General features: G+C 54.0%; 24 protein-coding genes. 9 read left to right on the forward strand and 15 right to left on the reverse strand.

Going from position 1 to position 22,188, the window contains the following annotated elements:
* The first annotated feature begins 191 nt into the window (after positions 1–191).
* Positions 192–833: a riboflavin synthase gene (locus ACOTXR_RS04925; RefSeq protein WP_014883548.1), complete on the forward strand. Its 642-nt coding sequence runs from the start codon at positions 192–194 to the stop codon at positions 831–833.
* Positions 834–865: 32 nt separating this feature from the next.
* Here the strand turns inward: ACOTXR_RS04925 and cfa are convergent, their stop codons facing one another.
* Positions 866–2,014, reverse strand: a complete 1,149-nt coding sequence (gene cfa, locus ACOTXR_RS04930) for a cyclopropane fatty acyl phospholipid synthase (RefSeq protein ID WP_014883549.1) — start codon at positions 2,012–2,014, stop codon at positions 866–868.
* 298 nt (positions 2,015–2,312) lie between these two features.
* A complete protein-coding gene (gene punC / locus ACOTXR_RS04935; protein WP_050861839.1) occupies positions 2,313–3,512 on the reverse strand; it encodes a purine nucleoside transporter PunC in 1,200 nt (399 codons plus the stop codon).
* 114 nt (positions 3,513–3,626) lie between these two features.
* Here punC and punR point away from each other — a divergent pair, with 114 nt between their 5' ends.
* A complete protein-coding gene (gene punR, locus ACOTXR_RS04940; protein WP_014883551.1) occupies positions 3,627–4,538 on the forward strand; it encodes a DNA-binding transcriptional activator PunR in 912 nt (303 codons plus the stop codon).
* Positions 4,539–4,555: 17 nt separating this feature from the next.
* Here the strand turns inward: punR and purR are convergent, their stop codons facing one another.
* A complete protein-coding gene (gene purR, locus ACOTXR_RS04945; protein ID WP_014883552.1) occupies positions 4,556–5,581 on the reverse strand; it encodes an HTH-type transcriptional repressor PurR in 1,026 nt (341 codons plus the stop codon).
* Between the two features lie 297 nt (positions 5,582–5,878).
* On the opposite strand from purR, the gene ACOTXR_RS04950 reads away from it, so the two are divergent.
* Together ACOTXR_RS04950 and ACOTXR_RS04955 are read left to right on the forward strand one after the other, a co-directional pair.
* Complete coding sequence (locus ACOTXR_RS04950) at positions 5,879–5,968, forward strand: YnhF family membrane protein (protein ID WP_014883553.1); 90 nt, start codon at positions 5,879–5,881, stop codon at positions 5,966–5,968.
* Between the two features lie 163 nt (positions 5,969–6,131).
* Entirely contained in the window at positions 6,132–7,298 is a 1,167-nt protein-coding gene (locus ACOTXR_RS04955; protein WP_014883554.1) for an MFS transporter, read from the forward strand.
* Between the two features lie 39 nt (positions 7,299–7,337).
* On the opposite strand, the gene sodB is transcribed toward ACOTXR_RS04955, so the two are convergent.
* Both sodB and ACOTXR_RS04965 read right to left on the reverse strand, forming a co-directional pair.
* A complete protein-coding gene (sodB, locus tag ACOTXR_RS04960; RefSeq protein ID WP_032636815.1) occupies positions 7,338–7,919 on the reverse strand; it encodes a superoxide dismutase [Fe] in 582 nt (193 codons plus the stop codon).
* 122 nt (positions 7,920–8,041) lie between these two features.
* Positions 8,042–8,815: a C40 family peptidase gene (locus tag ACOTXR_RS04965; RefSeq protein WP_014883556.1), complete on the reverse strand. Its 774-nt coding sequence runs from the start codon at positions 8,813–8,815 to the stop codon at positions 8,042–8,044.
* Positions 8,816–9,153: 338 nt separating this feature from the next.
* On the opposite strand from ACOTXR_RS04965, the gene grxD reads away from it, so the two are divergent.
* Positions 9,154–9,501 carry a monothiol glutaredoxin 4 gene (gene grxD, locus ACOTXR_RS04970; RefSeq protein WP_003832760.1) on the forward strand — a complete coding sequence of 116 codons (348 nt, stop codon included), beginning with the start codon at positions 9,154–9,156 and terminating at the stop codon, positions 9,499–9,501.
* A 44-nt stretch (positions 9,502–9,545) separates the two neighbouring features.
* On the opposite strand, the gene rnt is transcribed toward grxD, so the two are convergent.
* From rnt to eptA, 5 genes are all read right to left on the reverse strand, one after another.
* Positions 9,546–10,196: a ribonuclease T gene (rnt, locus tag ACOTXR_RS04975; RefSeq protein ID WP_023332811.1), complete on the reverse strand. Its 651-nt coding sequence runs from the start codon at positions 10,194–10,196 to the stop codon at positions 9,546–9,548.
* A 95-nt stretch (positions 10,197–10,291) separates the two neighbouring features.
* Positions 10,292–10,699, reverse strand: coding sequence for a lactoylglutathione lyase (gene gloA / locus ACOTXR_RS04980; protein WP_032636813.1), 408 nt, complete (start codon positions 10,697–10,699; stop codon positions 10,292–10,294).
* A gap of 100 nt (positions 10,700–10,799) precedes the next feature.
* Complete coding sequence (locus ACOTXR_RS04985) at positions 10,800–11,897, reverse strand: alkene reductase (RefSeq protein WP_058690713.1); 1,098 nt, start codon at positions 11,895–11,897, stop codon at positions 10,800–10,802.
* Between the two features lie 53 nt (positions 11,898–11,950).
* Positions 11,951–12,550, reverse strand: coding sequence for a TetR/AcrR family transcriptional regulator (locus tag ACOTXR_RS04990; RefSeq protein ID WP_014883560.1), 600 nt, complete (start codon positions 12,548–12,550; stop codon positions 11,951–11,953).
* A 41-nt stretch (positions 12,551–12,591) separates the two neighbouring features.
* A complete protein-coding gene (gene eptA / locus ACOTXR_RS04995) occupies positions 12,592–14,217 on the reverse strand; it encodes a phosphoethanolamine transferase EptA (RefSeq protein WP_023332812.1) in 1,626 nt (541 codons plus the stop codon).
* 149 nt (positions 14,218–14,366) lie between these two features.
* Here eptA and ACOTXR_RS05000 point away from each other — a divergent pair, with 149 nt between their 5' ends.
* The 3 genes from ACOTXR_RS05000 to sodC all read left to right on the forward strand — a co-directional run bounded on the left by ACOTXR_RS05000 (position 14,367) and on the right by sodC (position 16,150).
* Positions 14,367–14,606, forward strand: coding sequence for a DUF1289 domain-containing protein (locus ACOTXR_RS05000; protein ID WP_014883562.1), 240 nt, complete (start codon positions 14,367–14,369; stop codon positions 14,604–14,606).
* A 48-nt stretch (positions 14,607–14,654) separates the two neighbouring features.
* Positions 14,655–15,551 (forward strand): aldo/keto reductase, encoded by an 897-nt coding sequence (locus ACOTXR_RS05005; protein WP_014883563.1) that lies wholly within the window; start codon positions 14,655–14,657, stop codon positions 15,549–15,551.
* Positions 15,552–15,631: 80 nt separating this feature from the next.
* On the forward strand, positions 15,632–16,150 hold the full coding sequence (gene sodC / locus ACOTXR_RS05010) for a superoxide dismutase [Cu-Zn] SodC (RefSeq protein WP_058690712.1): 519 nt from the start codon (positions 15,632–15,634) through the stop codon (positions 16,148–16,150).
* Here the strand turns inward: sodC and ACOTXR_RS05015 are convergent.
* The 3 genes from ACOTXR_RS05015 to ACOTXR_RS05025 are packed head-to-tail and all read right to left on the reverse strand — an operon-like array spanning position 16,129 to position 19,261.
* Positions 16,129–18,162 (reverse strand): FUSC family protein, encoded by a 2,034-nt coding sequence (locus ACOTXR_RS05015; protein ID WP_014883565.1) that lies wholly within the window; start codon positions 18,160–18,162, stop codon positions 16,129–16,131. The two genes, sodC and ACOTXR_RS05015, sit on opposite strands and share 22 nt — an antisense overlap.
* On the reverse strand, positions 18,162–19,022 hold the full coding sequence (locus ACOTXR_RS05020) for an HlyD family secretion protein (RefSeq protein WP_058690711.1): 861 nt from the start codon (positions 19,020–19,022) through the stop codon (positions 18,162–18,164). Before ACOTXR_RS05020 ends, ACOTXR_RS05015 begins: the two co-directional genes overlap by 1 nt.
* Before the next feature lie 2 nt (positions 19,023–19,024).
* Positions 19,025–19,261: a DUF1656 domain-containing protein gene (locus ACOTXR_RS05025; RefSeq protein WP_014883567.1), complete on the reverse strand. Its 237-nt coding sequence runs from the start codon at positions 19,259–19,261 to the stop codon at positions 19,025–19,027.
* A gap of 186 nt (positions 19,262–19,447) precedes the next feature.
* Between ACOTXR_RS05025 and slyA the strand changes: the two genes are divergently transcribed.
* The gene (slyA, locus tag ACOTXR_RS05030) at positions 19,448–19,888 is read left to right on the forward strand and encodes a transcriptional regulator SlyA (protein ID WP_032628878.1); all 441 of its coding nucleotides are present in this window, start codon (positions 19,448–19,450) and stop codon (positions 19,886–19,888) included.
* Between the two features lie 37 nt (positions 19,889–19,925).
* Here slyA and ACOTXR_RS05035 read toward each other — a convergent pair whose 3' ends face one another.
* Positions 19,926–21,287, reverse strand: a complete 1,362-nt coding sequence (locus ACOTXR_RS05035) for a sensor domain-containing diguanylate cyclase (protein ID WP_058690710.1) — start codon at positions 21,285–21,287, stop codon at positions 19,926–19,928.
* 201 nt (positions 21,288–21,488) lie between these two features.
* Positions 21,489–21,956: an outer membrane lipoprotein SlyB gene (gene slyB, locus ACOTXR_RS05040; RefSeq protein WP_014883569.1), complete on the reverse strand. Its 468-nt coding sequence runs from the start codon at positions 21,954–21,956 to the stop codon at positions 21,489–21,491.
* Positions 21,957–22,188: the final 232 nt, after the last annotated feature.

Raw genomic sequence — 22,188 nt, forward strand, 5'->3', positions numbered from 1 at the left:
CTAAAAAAGCCGCCGTAACGGGCAGCAAGAAGAAAATGCGGGGGGTGCCAGCTATTGTAGCGGGCTTTAGCTATTTATCTAGTGAAAAAATCGCCAGAAAATGCGCTCCGCTGGCAACCTCTTTTTCCAACTGTTATTGTGGTGGGATTAAACGGTGTAACCACCGTCCGGAGAAAACAGGAGTTGTAAGCATGTTTACTGGTATTGTGCAGGGCACTGCCAAAGTGGTGTCCATTGATGAAAAACCTAATTTTCGTACGCATGTTGTAGAGCTGCCGGAATATATGCTTGATGGCATCGAAACCGGCGCCTCGATTGCCCATAACGGCTGCTGTCTGACCGTCACCGAAATTAATGGCAACAAGATCAGCTTTGATTTAATGAAAGAGACCCTGCGTATTACTAATCTGGGCGAGCTGGCTGTGGGTGATACCGTCAACGTTGAGCGTGCGGCGAAGTTCAGTGATGAGATTGGCGGCCATCTGATGTCGGGGCACATCATGACCACGGCTGAAGTGGCGAAAATCGTGACCTCGGAAAATAACCGTCAAATCTGGTTCAAAATGCAGGATCCGTCATTAATGAAATACATCCTCTATAAAGGATTTATTGGCATTGATGGGATTAGCCTGACGGTTGGAGAAGTGACGGCAACGCGTTTTTGCGTGCATTTAATTCCTGAAACGCTGCAACGCACCACGCTGGGTTCGAAAAAACTCGGGCATCGCGTGAATATCGAAATCGATCCTCAAACCCAGGCGGTAGTGGATACGGTTGAGCGCGTGCTGGCGGCAAAAGAAGCGGCAATAATAACGAGCACAGAAGACGAATAAAAAATAACCCCGGGTAACCGGGGTTATTTTTTTTAGCGGGCGACCCGCAAGCCGTGCTCAATCCCTCGGCTGAAAACAACCTGCCAGAGCTGAATATCCCGCGCGCGAAACGCCCCCGCGCAGGCATTCAGATAATAGCTAAACATCCGCTTGAATCGTTCAGAGTAGTTGTCCGCAATCTCCGGCCAGGCTTCCTGAAAACGTGCATGCCATGCCATCAATGTGGTGTCGTAATCCGCGCCAAAGTTATGCCAGTCTTCCATCACGAAATGGGACTCGCTGGCGTTGGCAATCTGGCGCACGGACGGTAAACAGCCATTCGGGAATATGTATTTGTTGATCCACGGGTCGACGTTGTTGTCGGTGCGCTTAGACCCGATGGTGTGCAGCAGGAAAATGCCGTCTGGTTTCAAATTGCGATCCACGACGTCAAAATAGGTGTCGTAGTTTTTCGGGCCAACATGTTCGAACATACCCACGGAGACGATACGATCAAACTGTTCGTTCAGGTCACGGTAATCCTGCAGCCGGATGTCAACATCAAGACCCTGGCAGCGTTCTCGCGCCAGCTTTTGCTGTTCTGCTGAAATCGTGACGCCGACGACGCTGACGCCGTAGTGCTTCGCCATAAAATACGCCAGCCCACCCCAGCCGCAGCCGATATCCAGCACACGCATTCCGGGCTCAAGCTGCAGTTTCTCGCTAATCAGACGCAGCTTGGCCTGTTGCGCCTCTTCAAGCGTCGATGCCTCTTTCCAGTAGGCGCAGGAATATTGCATGAAGGGGTCCAGCATACGGCTGAACAGGTCGTTGCCAAGGTCGTAGTGCTCTTTGCCGACGATCCAGGCGCGTTTTTTACTTTGCAGGTTAAACAGGCGGGCTGAGGCGACGCGCAGGGTGTCTTTCAGATGGCGAGGGAGTTGATTTTCCAGACCAGCACGCAAAACGCGGGTGAAAAATATATCCAGCCGTTCGCATTCCCACCAGCCATCCATATAACTTTCTCCCAGGCCTAACGATCCCTCTCGTAACACGCGTTTAAAAAAGTCGGGATGTTTAACCTGAGGATCGGATGGCGATGATCCATTAATCGTGATGCCTGCTCGACCTAACAGTTCACTGACGATCCGGGACCAGTTATCGTCCGGAACGCTGACTTCTTCTATACACGATGAACTCATAGCTTCTCCATCACCCTACTGTGATCAGAACCTTCAAACAGCGTAGACGCTTTTTTTGGTTTGTGAGAAATCTCACGGTATATACCGCGAGGCTAGTATCCGACGTAGAACAGAGGAAGGGAGATAACCCTTGCCGAAATGCCTTCCATGGTAAAACGGGAGCACTCCGGCTCCCGTTAACACTTAATATTTATCGTATTTAATCGAACCAAATTTAGTATAGGCCGCAAAATTTGGTGATTCAATAGAAAATTGTTAGCAACCTAATCACCGAAAAGTTACATAATTTTTGCAGTAATTACGCATGTGACGTTTCTGCCTGCGCGCGGTTATCCTGCGCACGCTGCGCGGCTGACTGCATACGATAGCCCATGCCGGCCAGCGCAACGGTAACCAGCATCACGCTGGTGGTGGTCAGGAGTGGCGTGGCAATCAGTGCCGAGACCACCAGACTTGCCAGGAAGCACAGCCCCAGTTGCAGCGTATTCTGAAGTGCGGCCGCACGGCCCGTCGCCTGCGGGAAGGGACGAAGCGCCTGCGCCACAACGATAGGGTATATCGCGCCGTTCGCGATGGCCATTACGCAGAATGGAATCAAAATTTCAGCCAGACCGACGCCGGGAATAAAGCCGACGGCCCAGGTCCCGATAACGCTCAACGCATACAGCACCAGCAACCACGGCAGCATCTGCTGGCCTTCCCATTTTTGCAGCGCCGCGCGACAGCCGTACCCGCCTACCAGGAACGCGATGGTCTGCGGAACATAGCTCAGACCGATGGCCGCCGGGCTATAGCCCATATCGTGCAGAATAAAGGGTGAACCGGTCAGCCATGCGAAGAAGCTTGCCGAGCAGGCAGCATAAATCAGCACATTACCGCGATACGCTTTGGCGCTCAGCAGGGAGGCAAAGGTAATTGGGCTGGCGTCGGCATGCGCCTCTTTTTTATGCGCGGGCTTGAGGGCGAACGCCGGCAGCATCAGGATCAGCGTGATGGCAAACAGCGTGGCAAAGATGGCCTGCCAGTCGAAATGTGCGAGGATCCAGCTACCCAGCAGCGGGGCGAGGGCAGGGGAAAGCCCCACCAGCGGCATAATGGTCGCGAAAATTCGGTTTGTACGGTTCGCCGGGTAGTAGTCGGTGACCAGCGCCTGCCAGGTGACGGCTGCGGCGCAGACGCCCACTGCCTGAATAAAACGCAGTACCAGCAGCCAGGTGGCGTCGCGAACCCATAGCATCCCCAGACAGCCCACGGCAAAAATGGCAAGACCGAGCAACAATACCGGCTTGCGGCCAAAGCGATCCGAGAGCGGTCCCCACAGCAGCTGCGCGAAGGCAAAACCGGCGAGGAACAAACTCAGGCTGGCGCTGATCGCGGCGGCAGGGGTTTGCAGATCTTCCTGCATGGCGGCGAAAGCCGGCAGGTACATATCGGTGGCTAAAAAGCCCAGCACGCTTAAGCCGCCGAGCCAGACTAAAAAACCTTTCCTGGGTTGCATTATTTTCTTCTCCTGAGGAGGCAGGTGTACATTGGCGCAGAGTGTAGGGAGTGCAAAGCGGCTTGTGAAACGCTAATATTTGGCGGGTGCATTCAAATTTTTTGCAGGCAGAAAATGTGGTCAGATTATTCTCTTGAAGTGGTCGATGCTGTCGCGCGTAACGGCAGCTTTAGCGGAGCAGCGCAGGAACTGCACCGCGTCCCGTCGGCAATCAGCTATACGGTCCGTCAGCTAGAAGAGTGGCTGGCCGTTCCGCTGTTCGAACGGCGACATCGTGATGTGGAATTAACGCCTGCCGGGGCGTGGTTTTTGAAAGAAGGGCGTTCTGTTATCAAAAAAATGCAGATCACCCGCGAACAGTGTCAGCAGATCGCTAACGGCTGGCGGGGGCATCTTTCCATCGCGGTCGATAATATCGTGAAGCCGGAACGCACCCGGCAAATGATCGTCGATTTCTATCGTCATTTTTCTGACGTTGAGTTGCGTGTTTCGCAGGAAGTGTTCAACGGCGTGTGGGACGCGCTGTCGGACGGCAGGGTAGAAATGGCGATTGGGGCGACGCAGGCGATTCCGGTTGGGGGACGCTATGCCTTTCGCGATATGGGGATGCTGAGCTGGAAATGCGTAGTGGCACGCGATCATCCCCTGGCGGCCATGGAGGGGCCGTTAAGCGACGATACCCTGCGTAACTGGCCGTCGCTGGTGCTGGAGGACACCTCCCGCTCGCTGCCCAAGCGTATCACCTGGCTGCTGGATAACCAGCGTCGCGTGGTCGCCCCGGACTGGGAATCGTCGGCGACCTGCCTCAGTGCAGGGCTGTGCGTCGCGATGGTGCCCGTTCATTTTGCGCGCCCGCGAATCGACACCGGCGAGTGGGTTGAACTGACGCTGGAGAATCCGTTCCCGGATGCGGCTTGCTGCCTGACCTGGCAACAAAATGATGTTTCACCTGCTATGGCCTGGCTGCTGGATTATCTGGGGGACAGCGAAACGCTTAACCGGGAATGGTTACGGGAGCCAGTGTGACTGGCTCCGTAAAGCGATTAACGACGGTAGTCGCGGAACGGACCATCCGCAACGGAACGGCGTTCGATGAGGCGCGGGTGGACTTCAATGGACTGCGACTCTTCACGTTTGTTGACGATCCTGTCGAGCAGCATGTTGAAGGCCGTTTCACCCAGCGAATCTTTCGGCTGGTGAATGGTGGTCAGCGCAGGGGTAAAGAAGCGCGCGTTGCGCACGTTGTCATAGCCGATCACGGAAATGTCCTGCGGGACGCGCAGACCCAGCTCATCGGCCGCACAGAGCGCGCCCATCGCCATAATGTCGCCCCCGCAGAAAACGGCGGTAGGACGATGTTGCTGGGAGACAATCTGCTGCATCGCGCGGTAGCCTGATTCCGGCTCAAAGTCACCCTGTACGATCCAGTTTTCTGGCACGGTGATCAGTGCTTCTTCCATCGCTTTCATAAAGCCAGCCAGACGACCTGCGCCGGTGTTACGCTCAAGCGGACCCGGGATCACGCCAATCTCACGATGACCGCGTTCGATCAAATAACGGCCCGCCATATAGCCGCCTTCAAAGGCGTTGTCGATAACGGAATCCGTGAAATCCGCACGGGCTTCACCCCAGTCCATCACCACCATCGGGATATGCCGATACTCTTCAAGCATCGACAGTACGGATTCCGGGTACTCGGAACACATGACCAGCAGGCCATCCACGCGCTTCTGCGCCATCATGGAGAGATAGGCTCGCTGTTTTTCAATGCTGTTCCACGCGTTGCCCAAAATCAGGGTATAGCCTTTCTGGAAGCAGTTTTTCTCTACCGCTTCAATGATCTCAGCAAAATAGGCCGCTTCGCTGCTGGTCGCCAGCAGACCAATCGATTTGGTGTGATTCACCTTGAGGCTGCGCGCAACCGCACTTGGCGAGTAGTGCAGCTCTTTGATTGCTGCCCAGACGGCGTTGCGCGTCTCTTCCGCCACAAAGCGGGTTTTGTTAATTACATGTGATACGGTTGTAGTGGAAACGTTTGCGCGTTTTGCTACGTCTTTAATTGTTGCCATTAAATGTCACTCCAGACCATATCCTAAACTCCTGAAATACTTGAAGGTAAACGTTTGCCTTCTCTCACCCTTATCACGCAATTTTAGATTGCGGTACGCCAGGAAAACGACACGGGACGTCAGGAGGGGGTCAATGGCCGGTACGCTAATAAATTTAGCGTGGAATTTTGTCCTATCTTGATGAAAAGGGGAAGAGGTAAAGTGGTTATCAGCTTAAATCCGGGAAGATTTTTGACGTAAACTGTGCAAAAATGAGCAAGCTCACTTTTCGTGGGGGGATTAAAAGGAGAAAAATTGATGAGTTCCGATCTGAAGTTTTCGCTGTTCACCACCATCGTTGTGCTGGCGCTGATTGTGGCGGCTGGCCTGACGGCTGCGCTGCACTGATTTACGCGGAGGGAGAATCTTCTCCCTCCCGGTTTACCGGATTGTTACTTCTCAGGCAAAAATCTTTTGCAATTTTGTTAACTTCTCATTTTTTGTGATTGATGTCATGCTTTCTGCTTCTTTGTTCTGTGTCACGACATGACACGGCATCCGGAGTTGACGCATGAAAATCAATTTTCCCCTGCTGGCCCTGGCGATTGGCGCTTTTGGGATTGGCACCACCGAATTCTCCCCGATGGGGTTACTGCCTGTTATCGCCCGGGGCGTGGATGTCTCGATCCCTGCGGCCGGGATGTTAATCAGCGCTTATGCCATCGGCGTGATGGTGGGGGCGCCGCTGATGACGCTTCTGCTTTCACACCGCGCGCGCCGTAATGCGCTGATTTTCCTGATGGCGATTTTCACCCTGGGCAACGTGCTCTCTGCCATTTCACCTGACTACACCACCCTGATGCTGTCGCGCATTTTGACCAGCCTGAACCATGGCGCGTTCTTTGGGCTGGGCTCGGTCGTGGCCGCAAGCGTGGTGCCGAAACATAAGCAGGCAAGCGCCGTGGCGACCATGTTTATGGGGCTGACGATTGCCAACATTGGCGGCGTACCGGCTGCGACCTGGCTGGGTGAAGCGATCGGCTGGCGTATGTCATTCCTGGCAACAGCCGGGCTGGGCGTGGTGGCGATGGTGGCCTTGTTCTTCTCCCTGCCGAAAGGCAGCGCGGGTGAACGTCCGGACGTGCGCAAAGAGCTGTCGGTACTGGTGCGCCCGCAGGTGCTTTCTGCACTGCTGACCACCGTGCTGGGGGCCGGGGCAATGTTTACGCTCTATACCTACATTTCACCGGTGCTGCACGATATCACCCATGCAACACCAATCTTTATTACCGCGATGCTGGTATTGATTGGCGTAGGGTTCTCAATGGGTAACTACCTTGGCGGGAAATTTGCCGACCGTTCAGTGACAGGAACGTTGAAAGGCTTTTTAACCTTGCTGATTGCCATCATGATCGCGATTCCGTGGCTGGCGCGTAACGAGTTTGGCGCGGCCATCGCGATGGTTGTCTGGGGCGCAGCCACCTTCGCCGTGGTGCCGCCGCTGCAGATGCGCGTGATGCGTGTCGCCCACGAGGCGCCGGGTCTCTCTTCTTCAGTGAATATCGGTGCGTTTAACCTGGGGAATGCCCTGGGTGCTGCGGCGGGCGGCGCCGTCATTTCTGGCGGTCTGGGATACAGCTTTGTGCCGGTGATGGGGGCGATTATTGCCGCGCTCGGCCTGCTGCTAGTGATGATGTCCGGCCGGAAACAGCCAGAAGCCGTTTGCACGGCGGAATAATAAAAATAACGCAGAAGGGGGACCCCTTCTGCGTCTCTCTTACGCGGCGAAGTTCTTCGCGACGAAGTCCCAGTTGACCAGTGCCCAGAAGTGCTCCAGGTAGTTCGGGCGCGCGTTACGGTAATCAATGTAGTAAGCGTGCTCCCACACGTCCACGGTCATCAGCGGCGTAGCGCTGGTGGTCAGCGGGGTGCCTGCATTAGAGGTGGACACGATTGCCAGTTTGCCATCCGCTTCTTTTACCAGCCACGTCCAGCCAGAGCCGAAGTTCTTGATGGCGGCATCCGTAAACTTCGCTTTGAAATCGGCGAAGCTGCCAAAGGCGGCGTTAATCGCGGAAGCCAGTTCACCGGCAGGTTCACCACCGGCATTGGGTGCCAGGCAGTGCCAGTAGAAGGTGTGGTTCCACACCTGAGCCGCGTTGTTAAATACGCCACCCTCTGAGCTACGGACGATCTCTTCCAGCGTTTTGCCTTCGAAATCGGTGCCTTTGATCAAATTGTTCAGGTTGGTGACATACGTCTGGTGATGTTTGCCGTAATGGTATTCCAGGGTTTCCGCAGAAATGTGCGGTGCCAGGGCGTCTTTTGCATACGGTAGTGCAGGTAATTCGAACGACATTGCTTCTCTCCTTATTGTATTTAGCGTTGCCAATAACCACACAGACAACAAGGACAGGATAGCAAATTGAAAGGGTATGCAAAAGAGGAACTTACCCTGCCACGGATGCGGCAGGGCAGGGGTTAGCGAATAGTTTTCGGCGTCATCACGCGACGTGCGCCGACGTAGTGACGCACCCAGTAGTCTTCACTCAGGGAGGTGATCTGAATATCCTGGCCGCTGCGCGGTGACTGGATAAATTTCCCGTTGCCGACATAGACACCCACATGGTCAGCCGTGCCGCGGCCTTGCGTGCGGAAGAAGACCAGATCGCCGTTTTCCAGCTCACCACGGCTCACCGGAGAGGCGTCGCGCAGGTGGTACATCTCATTAGCGGTACGCGGAATGCGGAACTTAACCAGATCTTTATAGGCGTAATAGACCAGGCCGCTACAGTCGAAGCCGGTTCGTGGCGAACTGCCACCCCAGCGATAAGGTTTGCCAATTTGCCCCATCAGTTTATTCATCGCGGTTTTTTGCGCTTTCTGTACACGGACTTTATGTACTTCCGCGATTTTCGTGACTTTGGTGCATTTCGCTTTGTGGCCTTTACGCGTAATGCATTTTTCAGTGACGAGGTTAGCAGCGGTCAGCGAAGTTTTACTTTTGGTGGTGTGGGCAGTGCGGGAAGATTTTGTTTTGGTCTTGCTGGAAGCGGTTTGTGTCGTCTTGGTGGTCGTCTTTTTCTTTTCGTTCTTTGTGGTGGTTTTTTTCTTACGTTCTGTGGCTTTCACCAGATGGCTTTTTTGTACAGCAGAATGCCGCGCCTGCTGAGAGGCGTTTGCCACTGGCGTGAGAGTGAGTGATGTAAACAGTAAAGCACAGAGCGTGATCGAGATTTTTGTTATCCGCGCCACTGGGCAGTCCCCTGATAAATGCAGGTCATCAATAATACCCGCGAGTGATTTACAAAGCCCGTCGATTCTAATCCATAAAAACCCGAGAAGTTAATAGCATTTTTCAATCTAAAAACCTGTTTCGTTAGCAAGTGCAAAAAAATTCATCGTTCTGTCGCACAATTGTTCACTCCCTAAGCAAAACCCTGACTGACGCAGGGTTAAACACCATTTGCAATGCAACTTTTGTAGAGTCGCGGTAAAATGTATAAACGTGACGAAAATGTTATTTTCCGATGCCAGCCTGACCCGCTACAATGTCAGACTATTGCCGTAACAGAAGTTAAAGGAAGCAAGACATGAGCACCACTATTGAAAAAATCCAGCGCCAGATCGCTGAAAACCCGATTCTGCTGTATATGAAAGGTTCTCCGAAGCTGCCAAGCTGCGGCTTCTCCGCGCAAGCGGTTCAGGCGCTCTCAGCCTGTGGTGAGCGTTTTGCTTACGTTGATATCCTGCAGAACCCGGACATCCGTGCTGAGCTGCCAAAATACGCTAACTGGCCAACCTTCCCGCAGTTGTGGGTAGACGGTGAGCTGGTAGGCGGCTGCGATATCCTGATTGAAATGTATCAGCGCGGTGAACTGCAGCAGCTGATCAAAGAGACCGCGGCGAAGTACAAAACCGAAGAGCCGGACGCAGAGTAAGTTTGCTGCGCAAATAAAAAAGCGACCTGTTAAGGTCGCTTTTTTTATTCTTCGCTGTCACCTGTCGGCAGCGGCCAGCCGCCCAGACGCTTCCAGCGGTTGACGATCTCACAGAACAGCTCTGCGGTGCGCTCCGTGTCATACAGAGCCGAGTGCGCCTGTGTGCCGTCAAATTCAATACCCGCCGTAATACAGGCTTTTGATAATACCGTTTGCCCCAGCGCCAGACCGCTCAGTGCTGCCGTGTCGAAGGTCACAAACGGGTGGAAAGGGTTGCGTTTGAGCGAGGCGCGCTCCGCTGCGGCCATGGTAAAGGTGTGATCGAAGGTGGCGTTATGCGCCACCATGATGGCGCGGCTGCAGTTACTCTCTTTCATGCCTTTACGCACCATTTTAAAAATGGCGTGCAGCGCATCATATTCGCTTACCGCACCGCGCAGTGGGTTATGCGGATCGATACCGTTAAAGGCCAGCGCTTCCGGCTGTAAGTTTGCCCCTTCGAAAGGTTCAACGTGGAAATGCAGCGTGGTGTCTGGTGTAAGCCAGCCCTGTTCATCCATCTTCAGCGTGATGGCGGCAATTTCGAGCAGCGCATCGGTTTTAGCGTTAAATCCGGCTGTTTCTACATCAATGACAACGGGATAAAAACCACGAAAACGGTCGCACAGACCGCTAAATTGAGCGTTATCGGACATCAGGGTCTCTTACAAGGGGAAAAAGCAGAGCGCATTATGGCAAATTTTGCGGGGTGATGCAGTAAAACTACGGGCGCATATTGCGCCCTGAGGGATCAGTTGCCCAGACCACGACCGGCATCTTTGGCTTCAATCAGCTCGATTTTGTAACCGTCCGGATCTTCCACAAATGCAATCACAGTGGTGCCGCCTTTAACCGGACCCGCTTCACGGGTGACGTTACCGCCGTTGCGGCGGATGCGTTCGCACGCTTCGGCTGCGTTGTCCACTTCCAGCGCGATATGGCCGTAGGCGTTGCCCAGGTCATAGCTGTCCACGCCCCAGTTATAGGTCAGCTCAATCACCGCTTCATCCGTTTCCGGGCCGTAACCCACGAACGCCAGCGAGTATTTGTATTCCGGGTTTTCGCTGGTGCGCAGCAGTTTCATGCCCAGTACGTTAGTGTAGAAATCAATAGAACGTTGCAGATCGCCAACGCGCAGCATGGTGTGAAGTAGGCGCATAATTTCCTCATTAACCAATGGATTTGAATATTTTTTTGAACAGAAACGATGTTTTAGTATAGCGGCGAAGTGTCGCCGCTATCAATGAACAATGGTGAGATTAGAGAGAAGGGTAGTCGGTGTAACCTTCAGCGCCGCCGCCGTAGAAGCTTTCAGGACGCTGCGGGTTCAGAGCGGCTTTCTGTTGCAGGCGGGCGACCAGGTCCGGGTTGGCGATATAGTCGCGGCCAAACGCAACGGCATCGATCAGCCCTTTGCCGATCAGGTCTTCCGCTTTCTCTGGCGTATAGGCACCCGCACCGATGATCACCCCGTGGAAGCGCTCACGCACTTTCTGACGGAAGGCTTCCGTATAAGGTTTACCGCCGGCCCAGTCTGGCTCAGAAATGTGCAGATAGGCGATACCGCGTTTTGCCAGCTCTTCAATCAGATAGAGCGCATCCGCTTCTTCGTTCGGGCCGTTGTCGACGTTCTGGAAAGAACCGATCGGGGAGACGCGAATGCCGATACGATCCGGGCTCCACTCCTGGCATACGGCATCAACCACTTCCAGCACCAGACGGGCGCGGTTCTCGACGCTGCCGCCATACTGGTCGGTACGCTGGTTAGATGACGGTGACAGGAACTGGTGCAGCAGGTAACCGTGCGCGGAGTGCAGCTCAATCAAATCAAAACCTGCTTCACGGGCGTTGGCCACGGCCTGACGGAAATCGTTCACGATACCCGGGATCTCATCCAGCTCCAGGGCGCGCGGCGTTGAGGTATCGACGCGGATCGCGTTACCGTTTTCATCACGCAGCGAGGTGCGGGTGTTAGCATTCAGGGCAGAGGCTGAAACCGGTGCCTGGCCGCCAGGCTGAATGCTGCTGTGGGAGATACGACCGGTGTGCCACAGCTGGACGGCAATGCGTCCCTCTTCAGCATGCACGCCCGCGGTAATTTTCTGCCATGCGGCGATCTGTTCCGGGCTGTGCAGCCCCGGCGCACCCGCATAACCTTTAGCCTGAGCAGAAATCTGCGTAGCTTCGGTGATGATCAGGCCGGAACTGGCGCGCTGACGATAGTATTCACCCATCAGTGGGGTGGGGATGTCACCCGGCTCAATGCTGCGCAGACGGGTAAGCGGAGCCATGAACACGCGGTTTGGCGCGGTAACGGCACCTACTTTTAAGGGGGTAAATAATTTTTCAGCTGACATAAAGACTCCTGAGTAGACCAGTCGACTAGTAATAAGATAAATAAAAACGCCTGTTAAATGCCAGGCGCAGTAATTGTGTTTTTCACATGTGCCAGCGCGCTTTCCAGCGGCACGGCACTGCGCGAAATCTTGGCCTGCAGGTTAGCGCCTAACCATAGCGCGTATAACACCTGCGCCTGAGTCAGAGGCTCACCCGAAAAGGCCAGCGTTTTTTCATTGCGGCCTTTTTCCAGCGCCTGGGCCAGCAGGGCGATAACACCGCTGGCACCTTTATCCATCGCCGTGCGCATATCTTCGGAGAGATCGCACACTTCGGCAGACAGTTTTACCGTCAGGCATCCGCTGATAATGCCCTGCTGACAGAACTGATTCAGCGTTTCCTGATAGTAGTTAAGAACACGATCCCGATAGTTACCTTCACCCGTGGCGAAGTGGGTCGCGAGACGTTGATGGTAGCCCGCATAGTGCCGCTCCAGCATCGCCACGCCAAACGCCTCTTTGGACCGGAAGTAGTGATAAAACGACCCCTTCGGTACCTCAGCGGTTTTTAATAGCTCGCTTAACCCCATGCCGGTGAAACCGCGATGCATGCAAAGCCGCTCGCCAGTCGCCAGTAGATGTTCGCGGGTATCGTGTTCAGTATTTCTGCTCATGGCCTCACTCTAATAGACCGTTCGGTCTAATGCAAGCCTGTTTACTGCCGACAACCATTCAGAATATCCAGCTGCTGTTGATAAACCTTTGATTTAATGTCCATCATACCCAGCACCGTTGAGAATAAATTGTCCTGCGAAACCGCATTTTTTGCCGCATAGTCGCGTAAGCACTGCGCGTTGATGCCAAAGTTTTTTGCATAATCCGGCGATAGCCAGAACATAAACGGGATGTGCGTTTGTTGCTCGGGTGCCAGCATGTATGGCGTACCGTGCAGGTAAATACCGCTTTCACCCAGCGATTCACCGTGGTCTGACAAATAAATCAGGGCGGTGTTCATGTTCGCCTGACGGGCTTTCAGTGCGTCAATGGTTTTGCTGACCATGCTGTCGGTATACAGGATGGTGTTGTCATAGGTGTTCATCAGCGCCTGATGATCGCAATCCTGAATTTCGTTCGTGTCGCAGGTTGGGGTGAATTTACGGAAATTGTCCGGGTAACGGCGATAGTACGCCGGACCGTGGCTGCCCATCAGGTGGATAACCAGCACCGTATCTTGCTTCACGCCATCCAGCACGTTGTCCAGACGGTAGAAGTTCACATCGTCAATACAGGATTTGTCTTTGCAGAACTGATCCAGATTCCACTGCGTCATGTCGGTATGAGGCACGCGATCGCAGGCGCCTTTACAGCCGCCGTCGTTATCGCGCCACAGCAGGTTGACGCCCGCGTGCCTGAGCACGTCAAGCAGCCCTTCCTGATGCCGAGCCAGGTCGGCATCGTATTTGCTGCGCGTCATGCCGGAGAACATGCAGGGAACGGAAACCGCGGTTTCGGTGCCACATGAAGAGGCCTGCGGGAAGTTAATCACGTCCTGCTTTTTCAGCTCGGGGTTGGTTTCGCGCCCGTAACCGTTCAGGGAGTAGTTTGCCGCGCGAGAGGCTTCGCCGACGACAAGCACCAGAACGGTTTTCTTTTGCTGACCCGCAATCAGCGAGCCTTTATGCGCATCTTCGCCAATGCGCACCAGCGTTTGATCGCCGGCAAACCAGCGCATTTTGCTGTACTTCACCACGGCGCTGACATAGTTCGCCGGGGTAACCATTTTGACGATGCTTTTGTTATTGCGGAACAGCGACGCGTAATCTTTATAAAACAGTGCGGCAATCAGGATGATCACCAGCAGAGCGCCCAGCATCGCGGCTACGCGCGTCAGCAGCGCGTACCACCATTTTCCGGTACGAATTCGGGTGAGAGCCAGCACCACGGAGGGCACGAGGCCAGCAACAACAATCCACAGAATCATCTGCGGGGTAACCAGGGCGGTGGCTTCCTGAGAGTTGGTTTCGAACACGTTGACGATCATGTTCTGATCGATGACCGCGCCGTAGGTATACATAAAATAGGTTGCCGCAGCGCAACCGACAGTTAAAACGATCAGCAGCGGCTTACGGATGTAAGGGATATTGAGCAGGCTAAAAACAATTACCCAGCCACAAAACAGCACCACCGGCACGGACGCGGCAAAGAGAATGTCGTGCAGATGCGAAGGGGCAATAATGGCCCAGCTGCGCTGGATAAACAGCCCGTTCAGCAGAGTAAAAAAGAGTGCACAGCCCAGAGTAAATTTAATATCGTTACATTGTAACTTTTTGATTAACTGCATCGATCGAAAAACCTGTTCTTATGATGATGGGCTGAGTATAGAGAGGGAAGATTAGTGAAACCTTAATGCCACAAAACTGTGGTAAAGCCCTTGCACCTGACGCGTTTAGCGTCTTCACTGTAGGTGAGAGTGGTCATGCGGAGGTCAGTGTGGCAGAGCAACTGGAGTTTTTCCCCATCCAGAGCCCGTGCCGGGGTATTTGTCAGGTAGATGAACGCGGATATTGCCGCGGGTGCATGCGCACCCGTGACGAGCGCTTTAACTGGCAAAACTTCAGCGACACGCAAAAACAGGAGGTGCTCCGGCTGTGCCGGCAGCGACTTCTGCGCAAAATCCGCGCAAACAAAGCCGCTGAGACCGAAGAACCTCAGCAACCTTCACTGTTTTAACACGGTAATTGCGTATACTCATGACATCACGTCCTTGAGGAAAATGTTATGGTTCAGCGAATTACCCTTGCCCCCCAGGGGCCAGAATTCTCCCGTTTTGTGATGGGCTACTGGCGCCTGATGGACTGGAATATGTCCCCCCTCCAGCTGGCGAGCTTTATTGAAGAGCATATCGATTTAGGGGTCACGACCGTCGATCATGCGGATATTTACGGTGGCTACCTGTGTGAAGCCGCATTTGGCGAGGCGCTCAAGCTTGTTCCGGCACTCCGCGACCGCATGGAGATCGTCACGAAGTGTGGGATTGCCACCACCGCAAAACCTGAGCACGCCCTCGGCCATTACATCACCGACAGCGCGCATATCATCAAGAGCGCTGAGCAGTCGCTGGTCAATCTGGCGACGGATCGCATCGACCTGCTGCTGATTCACCGCCCAGACCCGCTGATGGACGCCGATGAGGTGGCGGAAGCCTTCCTGCATCTGCATCAGAGTGGGAAAGTGCGTCACTTCGGCGTCTCAAACTTTACCCCGGCACAGTTTGCACTGCTTCAGTCTCGGCTGCCGTTTACCCTGGCCACTAACCAGGTGGAAATTTCCCCTGTCCATCAGCCGCTGCTGCTGGACGGTACGCTCGACCAGCTGCAACAGCTGCGTATTCGCCCGATGGCCTGGTCCTGCCTGGGAGGCGGACGCCTGTTTAATGATGAGGCGTTCCAGCCGCTGCGCAATGAACTGGAAACCATCGCCCGTGAGCTGAACGCGGAGAGCATTGAACAGGTGGTGTATGCGTGGATCCTGCGTCTGCCGTCAAAACCGCTGCCGATTATTGGCTCCGGAAAAATCGAACGCGTTCGTTCCGCACTGGCCGCGGAAGAGCTGGAGATGACACGTCAGCAGTGGTTCCGCATCCGCAAAGCCGCGCTGGGTTACGACGTGCCTTAAACCGCCATAATCTGACTTTCCGGTGAAATCTTTGCCTCTGGTATACACTTAAGGGGCAAAAAATAACCCGCGGAGGTCATATGAAGCGTTTTGCTCTGGCATTGGTCACGCTGGTTGTTTGCGCAGGAGCGCAGGCAGCCAGCGACGAAGTGGAAATGAATCTCGTCACCTCTCAGGGTGTGGGTCAGTCTATCGGGACGGTGAAAATCACTGAGACCGACAAGGGGCTGGAATTCACGCCCAATCTCAATGCACTCCCGCCCGGCGAACACGGCTTTCATGTTCATGCCAAAGGAAGCTGCCAGCCTGCCATGAAAGAGGGTAAACCGTCCGCGGCGGAAGCCGCCGGGGGGCACCTCGATCCGCAACATTCAGGCAAACATGAAGGGCCAGACGGTATGGGGCACCTTGGCGATCTGCCGGTGCTGGTGGTGAACAATGACGGTAAAGCCACCGATCCGGTCGTGGCCCCGCGCCTGAAAAAACTGGATGAAGTAAAAGGCAAAGCGCTGATGATCCACGTGGGCGGCGATAACATGTCCGATCAGCCTAAACCGCTTGGCGGCGGCGGGGCACGTTATGCCTGCGGCGTGATCTGATCTCCAATGGTGCCCGGTGGGGGAGCCTGTTCCAGCTGCGACAGCGAGCAGTGCAGGCGCCAGATGATTGAGGCTAAATCACGGGCTGCGGGAAGATGGTGATGCGCGAGGGTATCGCAGATCCGTTGCAGTTCAGCCAGCGTGACCTCCAGAGGCCGCTGCTGGACACCGCGTTCACTCATCACGTCGCGTAGCAGGGAAATGCAAACATCGCGCACCTGCGACAGCGGGTCGGACCGCGTTTCCCATGCGCGAAGCTGCCAGACCACATGCGAACAGTTCAACAGCACCACGCCCCAGCGCAGCAGCCAGCGGCGGGAAAGCGCGTCATGGCTGTTATTGAGCTGGCTGACATGGTGATACACCAGCGATTCATACTCGCTTTCACGCAGATGCGGTTTGCGGCTGAGCTGGTCGACAAACCCTCTGCGTAATTCCCTGATATGTCGTCGGCTCTTACGTGCATCAGAGCCGGGACGCAATACCGCAAATGCGAGCCATGCCAGCCCCACGCCCAGGATCTTTGCCAGGTTATCATTGAGAAAATCGGCGTAATCATACACCGGCGGATTCGTCACGGAGATAAACGAGCCCATAAAGACAATCAGCTGGCCCCACAGGCCCGCCAGTTTCGGCATTTGCAGCTTGAGGAGTTGCATCGTCGTTAACAGCGGAAACAGGAACAGCAGGAACTGCCAGAGATCGCTTATCTGCACCATCAGGCCAAACTTCACGGCGAAACTGAACAATGACAGGAGTACCAGCGTGCGCAGCAGTAGCGTAAGAGAGTTAAACGGCGAGGCCGCGACGGAGTAAAGCACGCAGCTGATGGCGGCAAGCGTCAGGGCCGCGGCACCGGATTCCCACTGCGTGGTGATGCTCCACGCCCCAACCAGCGTCAGCGCACAAAAGGTGCGAAAACCACTCCACAGCGCTTCCAGATAATCGGTATGTCGGGCGAGAGCCGGGCTGCCGGGGACATTAAATTCCGTTACCGGCGTGGCATTCTCGACGGCGTTAATCCAGCGGCTACTGCGCAGATATAACCGGCAAAAGTAATTCAGGCGCTGCCAGAATGCGCGATGGCGATAATCATACTCATCCGTCGGAGCGAGCGGGGCGATGATCTTCGCGACGGTGTAAATATCCGCGTCCGGACGCGCAAGCGTTGCGAGCAGCGTCTCAATGACGGCGCGGGTATTTTCAGGGGGTGTTGGCCAGTTGAGCAGCATCCGGCGCAGGCTGGAGATGGCGCTGGTCATACGCAGCTGCTGGTGCAGCAAATAGTTGAGCAGCGTGTTCTGACGACGAAAACGGTAATGACTCCAGAAAGCCTGTATGCGCAACAGGTTCATGGTCAGGATCTGCCCGATAACCTTTTCATGCGCGAGACGGATGTCATCACTGGTATCCGGTTGCCACAGCAGGCTTGCATGTTCCAGCAACCGGGTATGCATGGTCTTCAGCGCGGTAATCAGCGTCGTACCGTCGGAGGTGCTGGGCAGGATCATCATCATAAACCCGCCGCTGAGGATCCCGACAATCACCTCACAGACGCGCGCCTGTGCAATATCCCACAGTTCGGTGGTATCGAGCACATTGACGACCGGGAAGGCAATGATGGCCGCGGTATAGCCCGCTAACTGGAAAGCGTAGGCCACGTTATTGGTGAAATGGGCGCAGGCCCAGGTACAACATCCCAGCCACGCCGCCATGCTCAGCAGGAATAGCCACGGATCGTTCAGCGTATGCCCCGCGATAATTAACGCCGCGGTGGCGCCTAACAGACTCCCCGCGATGCGGCCAAGGCTTTTGCTGATCACTCCGCCAACGGTAGGGAAACTCACCACCGCGGCTGAGGTCATCGCCCAGTAGGGTTGGTCAAGATTCAGGTAATAGGCGACCGTCAGCGCCAGACACATGGCGATGCCATTACGCAGCGCGTAGCGCCACTGAGGACGCGTCGCTTTCATCCACGGCGTGTTTTGCCAGGAGAGCGCCTGCAGCTTCATTAACGGCTTCCGATGGAGACGGTGCAGGTGGTGCCGGATACCAGCGTGATGCCCTCGGGTAAACGGTCAAACTCCACGCGCACAGGCACACGTTGAGCCAGTCGCACCCAGGGGACGTTCGGCTTTATGTCCGGCACGAGGCCGGAATCCGTTTCGACGCTTTGATCGTAAATGGCGCGACCCATGCTGGATACGTGACCCTGTAACGTTTGCGAACCACTGTAAAGGGTAATGGCCGCAGGTGAACCCTCGCGAATGTGGCGAAGCTTGGTCTCTTCAAAATAGCCCACCACGTAGAAGGAGTGGCTGTCGACAAGGGCAAAAACAGGCTGGCCGGTGGTGGCGTAGTTACCCACCCGGGCAGAGAGGTTAGTCACCCATCCATCTACAGGTGCGGTAATCACGGTTTGGGTCAGTTCCCACTGTGCCTGCTTAAGCGTCGCCTGGGCTACGTTGACGCTTGCCTGCATGGCCTTGACGTTAAGGTTGGCGGTATCCAGATCTTCCGCTGAGATGTAGTTTTGCGATAAGTGACGGCGGCGATTGGCTTCGTTATTAGCCTTAGCAAGGTCGGACTGGGCTTTCGCCAGCTGCGCCTGGGCATTCAGAACGGCAATATGGTAGGGGGTATCGTCGATACGGAACAGTTCCTCTCCCTTTTTAACATACTGGTTATCCTTCACCAGGAGCGTGGTAATACTTCCCGACACCTGCGGGGTGATGCTGACCTGCTCGGCGCGAACTTTGCCGTCACGCGTCCAGGGGGACTGCATATAAAAATTCCAGAGCCACCAGCCGGCGATCAGCGCGAGGACCAGGACAAACAGGGTGGAAAAGTACTTCAGCGTTTTCAGAGGCATATTCACCACACGGTCAAAACAGCAAGGCCCAGACTGACACAGAGGGCGAACAGGGAGAGATCCATCAACATGGGATGCCAGATTTCGCCGGAATACATCCAGTCGCGAAGCAGGCGGTGCGCAACGAGCCAGAGGATAAAGCCCACCAGCACGGCTTTAAACAGGGGAGGAAAGTAGACTGACGCACCGAAGATCAGGTCCTGGAGGGGTAAACCCTCTGAGCGATGAAAAAAGGTCACAAGCAGAGATCCTTTGCAGTGAACAGAATGCCGCGTTGGCTTGTCTGAGTATAAAGAAGCATCAGAATTCAGTGTAAGTCATACTTTTGAGTTAGATGAATGCAGTATTGCATTTGTTTTGCCAATACAAATGCTGCACACTATTCTAAAATCAGTATAATAACTTAGCAAGCTAATTATAAGGAGATGAAATTGGAATCGCCATTAGGTTCTGATCTGGCAAGGTTGGTACGCGTCTGGCGTGCTCTGATTGACCATCGACTGAAACCTCTGGAATTGACACAGACGCATTGGGTCACGCTGCACAACATTCATCAGTTGCCGCCTGACCAGTCGCAAATTCAACTGGCAAAAGCGATAGGTATTGAGCAACCGTCGCTGGTGCGTACGCTTGATCAACTGGAAGAAAAGGGGCTGATCTCCCGGCAAACCTGCGCCAGCGATCGTCGCGCCAAGCGAATTAAACTCACTGAGAAAGCAGCGCCCATTATTACCGAAATGGAAGCTGTGATTACCAAAACGCGCGGTGAAATCCTTTCAGGCGTTTCACCGGCGGAGCTGGAAATGCTCATCAGCCTCATTTCTCGCCTTGAGCAGAACATCCACGAGCTGCAGTCTCGCGACTGACCAGACAACAAGGCCTTGCATCTGCAAGGCCTTTTTCCTATCTAAAGACAACGACGCGGTTTCGGCCAGTCTCTTTCGCTTCATACATCGCTTTATCGGCGCTTTCCACGCACTCTTCTGCGGTCACGGACGATGATGTTGCCGTAAACACACCCATGCTGATGGTAATGGGCTCCGGTAGCTGACCTTCGCTGGTGGTTTTATCAAAGCTGCTCAGCTTCAGCCGTATGCGTTCCGCCACCTGGCATGCTGCGTCTGAAGGGGTATTAGCCAGCATCAGGACAAACTCTTCACCACCGATACGCGCCGCGATGTCCTGCGGGCGCACGGAGTCCACCAGCAGATTGGCGACAAACTGTAAGACTTTGTCCCCCTGCAGGTGACCATAGTTGTCGTTGATGCGCTTGAAGCGATCGAGATCGCTGACGATAACCGAAACAGGGCGGCTGGATTTTGCAACAGCCAGCGCCTGATTTAACGATTCATAAAAATAGCTGCGGTTATACAGGCGCGTAAGCGGATCGCGAATCGAATTCTGATACGACTGTTGATACTTTGAATGCGATTCACGGTACAAGCTGAAGACATCGCAGAGCAGAACAAAAATAATCAGCAGCGTGGCGACGGTTTCAAATAACCGTGCGCGATACCACGATATGTCTTCGGCATGCCCACCCAATAACAGCATCAAGAGCGTGACGATATAGCAGACACAAAGAAAATTACCGGTCACCCAGAACAGATTACGTACGCGCGTCATATACATCAGCGTAGCTAATGTCACCACCCAGAGGACAATTAATGAAATATTAATGCTGTGGCTCCAGAGAACCATAAACTGCCGCGTTTCATTATCAACCAGATCGAGGGATAAAAAATCAAAATGGCTGGAATACATCCACGCCACCATCACGCCACCGGCAGTAAAAAGAAATGTCGTGCTGACGATAGCGATATGCGTCAGCCGCGAAAGGGGCTGATTACGCAGGGGAAACAGCAGGGCCGAAGCGATGAACAGGACCGCCATGATGAGATGGCGGAACATATAGTAGATCATCGCATCGTTATAGTTCACGACGTTGAACTGGTAGAGATCCAGCCAGGCGGGAAAACTGGACAGCGTTCCAACCATCAGCAATGCCGAACCGGCAAAGGCAAAAGCGATGGCAACCAGATACAGACGCCTCTTATCACACCAGTATTTCATTGCCATAAAACAGGCAATAAACAGGTGAAATACCAGTAAAAAAATGGTGAGCGTGGGGAACAACAGCGGCGAAAAGGAAGGTACCCATTCAACCAGTTTTGAAAATAAACCCTGTAATATTCCGATGACAATAACACAACCGAAACAGAACGAGAGATAACGACCTTTTACGGTAAGACGATTCGCAAGCATATAAATTTTTTTAAATAATTAAAGATGAATGAACAGGAGGTAATAGCGAAGAGTTTAATCAATTGAAACAATAATTACTTTGCGCAGAAACAATATACGGTGGGGTAAATAATGGGCGGGGTGAATATATTTTGTAAATATATTCATGAAAATGATATATATTGTAAAGGGATGTGGCCTGATAGCCACATCCCGTTTTAATTAACGTGGGGAAACGGTCACCTGGCTTCCGTTGCTTGCCAGCACGACACGCTGACCAGCAGAGAAACGGGTATTCCCCTGTTTCTGAACAACCATAATGGTGCTGCCGTCGTCTTTACGAATTTCCAGCTCAACACCCTGCGTTTTGTTCATTGCACCCTGAACGCCCTGGCCTGCAACACCACCCGCCACAGCGCCCGCAGCGGTCGCCAGAGAACGGCCTGTACCGCCGCCAACGGTATTCCCGAGGAAACCACCCAGAACAGCACCGCCGATTGCGCCCATAACGTTGTTGTCATCGCCACCCTGAATTTGTACAGGACGGGCGTTAACAACGGTACCGTAAGTCACGCTCTGAACCTGTTTTGCTTCAGAAGCGCTGTAAACGTCGCCAGACAGTGAGCTGTCATTCACACAGCCAGCCAGGGTTAAACCAATCAGCGAAACGCCCAGTACACGTACAATCATTTGAATCTCCTGTTCACCAAAAACGCCCAATTGGAGGCATCCGTTATGGCTAAATTATATGGCATAAGGGGCCATAGTTCATATCTTTGCACTAACAATAAGAAAATTGTACTTGAATTTGACTTAACGAGACATAAACAGGTTCTGCTCATGTCACCCGCATGACATTGTTAAAAAATATTATCGCTGGATGGCAAAGCCGTGCTGTTTATGGTTGAGTGGATAACCTTAG

The sequence above is a fragment of the Enterobacter cloacae complex sp. IR53030 genome, assembly GCF_049238365.1.
Taxonomy (GTDB): Bacteria; Pseudomonadota; Gammaproteobacteria; order Enterobacterales; family Enterobacteriaceae; genus Enterobacter; species Enterobacter kobei.

Excerpts from the sequence above, each read along its gene's own strand:
- ACOTXR_RS04925 (WP_014883548.1), top strand. The coding sequence starts at position 192 with ATGTTTACTGGTATTGTGCAGGGCACTGCCAAAGTGGTGTCCATTGAT.
- cfa (WP_014883549.1), bottom strand. The coding sequence starts at position 2,014 with ATGAGTTCATCGTGTATAGAAGAAGTCAGCGTTCCGGACGATAACTGG.
- punC (WP_050861839.1), bottom strand. The coding sequence starts at position 3,512 with ATGCAACCCAGGAAAGGTTTTTTAGTCTGGCTCGGCGGCTTAAGCGTG.
- punR (WP_014883551.1), top strand. The coding sequence starts at position 3,627 with ATGTGGTCAGATTATTCTCTTGAAGTGGTCGATGCTGTCGCGCGTAAC.
- purR (WP_014883552.1), bottom strand. The coding sequence starts at position 5,581 with ATGGCAACAATTAAAGACGTAGCAAAACGCGCAAACGTTTCCACTACA.
- ACOTXR_RS04950 (WP_014883553.1), top strand. The coding sequence starts at position 5,879 with ATGAGTTCCGATCTGAAGTTTTCGCTGTTCACCACCATCGTTGTGCTG.
- ACOTXR_RS04955 (WP_014883554.1), top strand. The coding sequence starts at position 6,132 with ATGAAAATCAATTTTCCCCTGCTGGCCCTGGCGATTGGCGCTTTTGGG.
- sodB (WP_032636815.1), bottom strand. The coding sequence starts at position 7,919 with ATGTCGTTCGAATTACCTGCACTACCGTATGCAAAAGACGCCCTGGCA.
- grxD (WP_003832760.1), top strand. The coding sequence starts at position 9,154 with ATGAGCACCACTATTGAAAAAATCCAGCGCCAGATCGCTGAAAACCCG.
- rnt (WP_023332811.1), bottom strand. The coding sequence starts at position 10,196 with ATGTCCGATAACGCTCAATTTAGCGGTCTGTGCGACCGTTTTCGTGGT.
- gloA (WP_032636813.1), bottom strand. The coding sequence starts at position 10,699 with ATGCGCCTACTTCACACCATGCTGCGCGTTGGCGATCTGCAACGTTCT.
- ACOTXR_RS04985 (WP_058690713.1), bottom strand. The coding sequence starts at position 11,897 with ATGTCAGCTGAAAAATTATTTACCCCCTTAAAAGTAGGTGCCGTTACC.
- ACOTXR_RS04990 (WP_014883560.1), bottom strand. The coding sequence starts at position 12,550 with ATGAGCAGAAATACTGAACACGATACCCGCGAACATCTACTGGCGACT.
- eptA (WP_023332812.1), bottom strand. The coding sequence starts at position 14,217 with ATGCAGTTAATCAAAAAGTTACAATGTAACGATATTAAATTTACTCTG.
- ACOTXR_RS05005 (WP_014883563.1), top strand. The coding sequence starts at position 14,655 with ATGGTTCAGCGAATTACCCTTGCCCCCCAGGGGCCAGAATTCTCCCGT.
- sodC (WP_058690712.1), top strand. The coding sequence starts at position 15,632 with ATGAAGCGTTTTGCTCTGGCATTGGTCACGCTGGTTGTTTGCGCAGGA.
- ACOTXR_RS05015 (WP_014883565.1), bottom strand. The coding sequence starts at position 18,162 with ATGAAGCTGCAGGCGCTCTCCTGGCAAAACACGCCGTGGATGAAAGCG.
- ACOTXR_RS05020 (WP_058690711.1), bottom strand. The coding sequence starts at position 19,022 with ATGCCTCTGAAAACGCTGAAGTACTTTTCCACCCTGTTTGTCCTGGTC.
- slyA (WP_032628878.1), top strand. The coding sequence starts at position 19,448 with ATGAAATTGGAATCGCCATTAGGTTCTGATCTGGCAAGGTTGGTACGC.
- ACOTXR_RS05035 (WP_058690710.1), bottom strand. The coding sequence starts at position 21,287 with ATGCTTGCGAATCGTCTTACCGTAAAAGGTCGTTATCTCTCGTTCTGT.
- slyB (WP_014883569.1), bottom strand. The coding sequence starts at position 21,956 with ATGATTGTACGTGTACTGGGCGTTTCGCTGATTGGTTTAACCCTGGCT.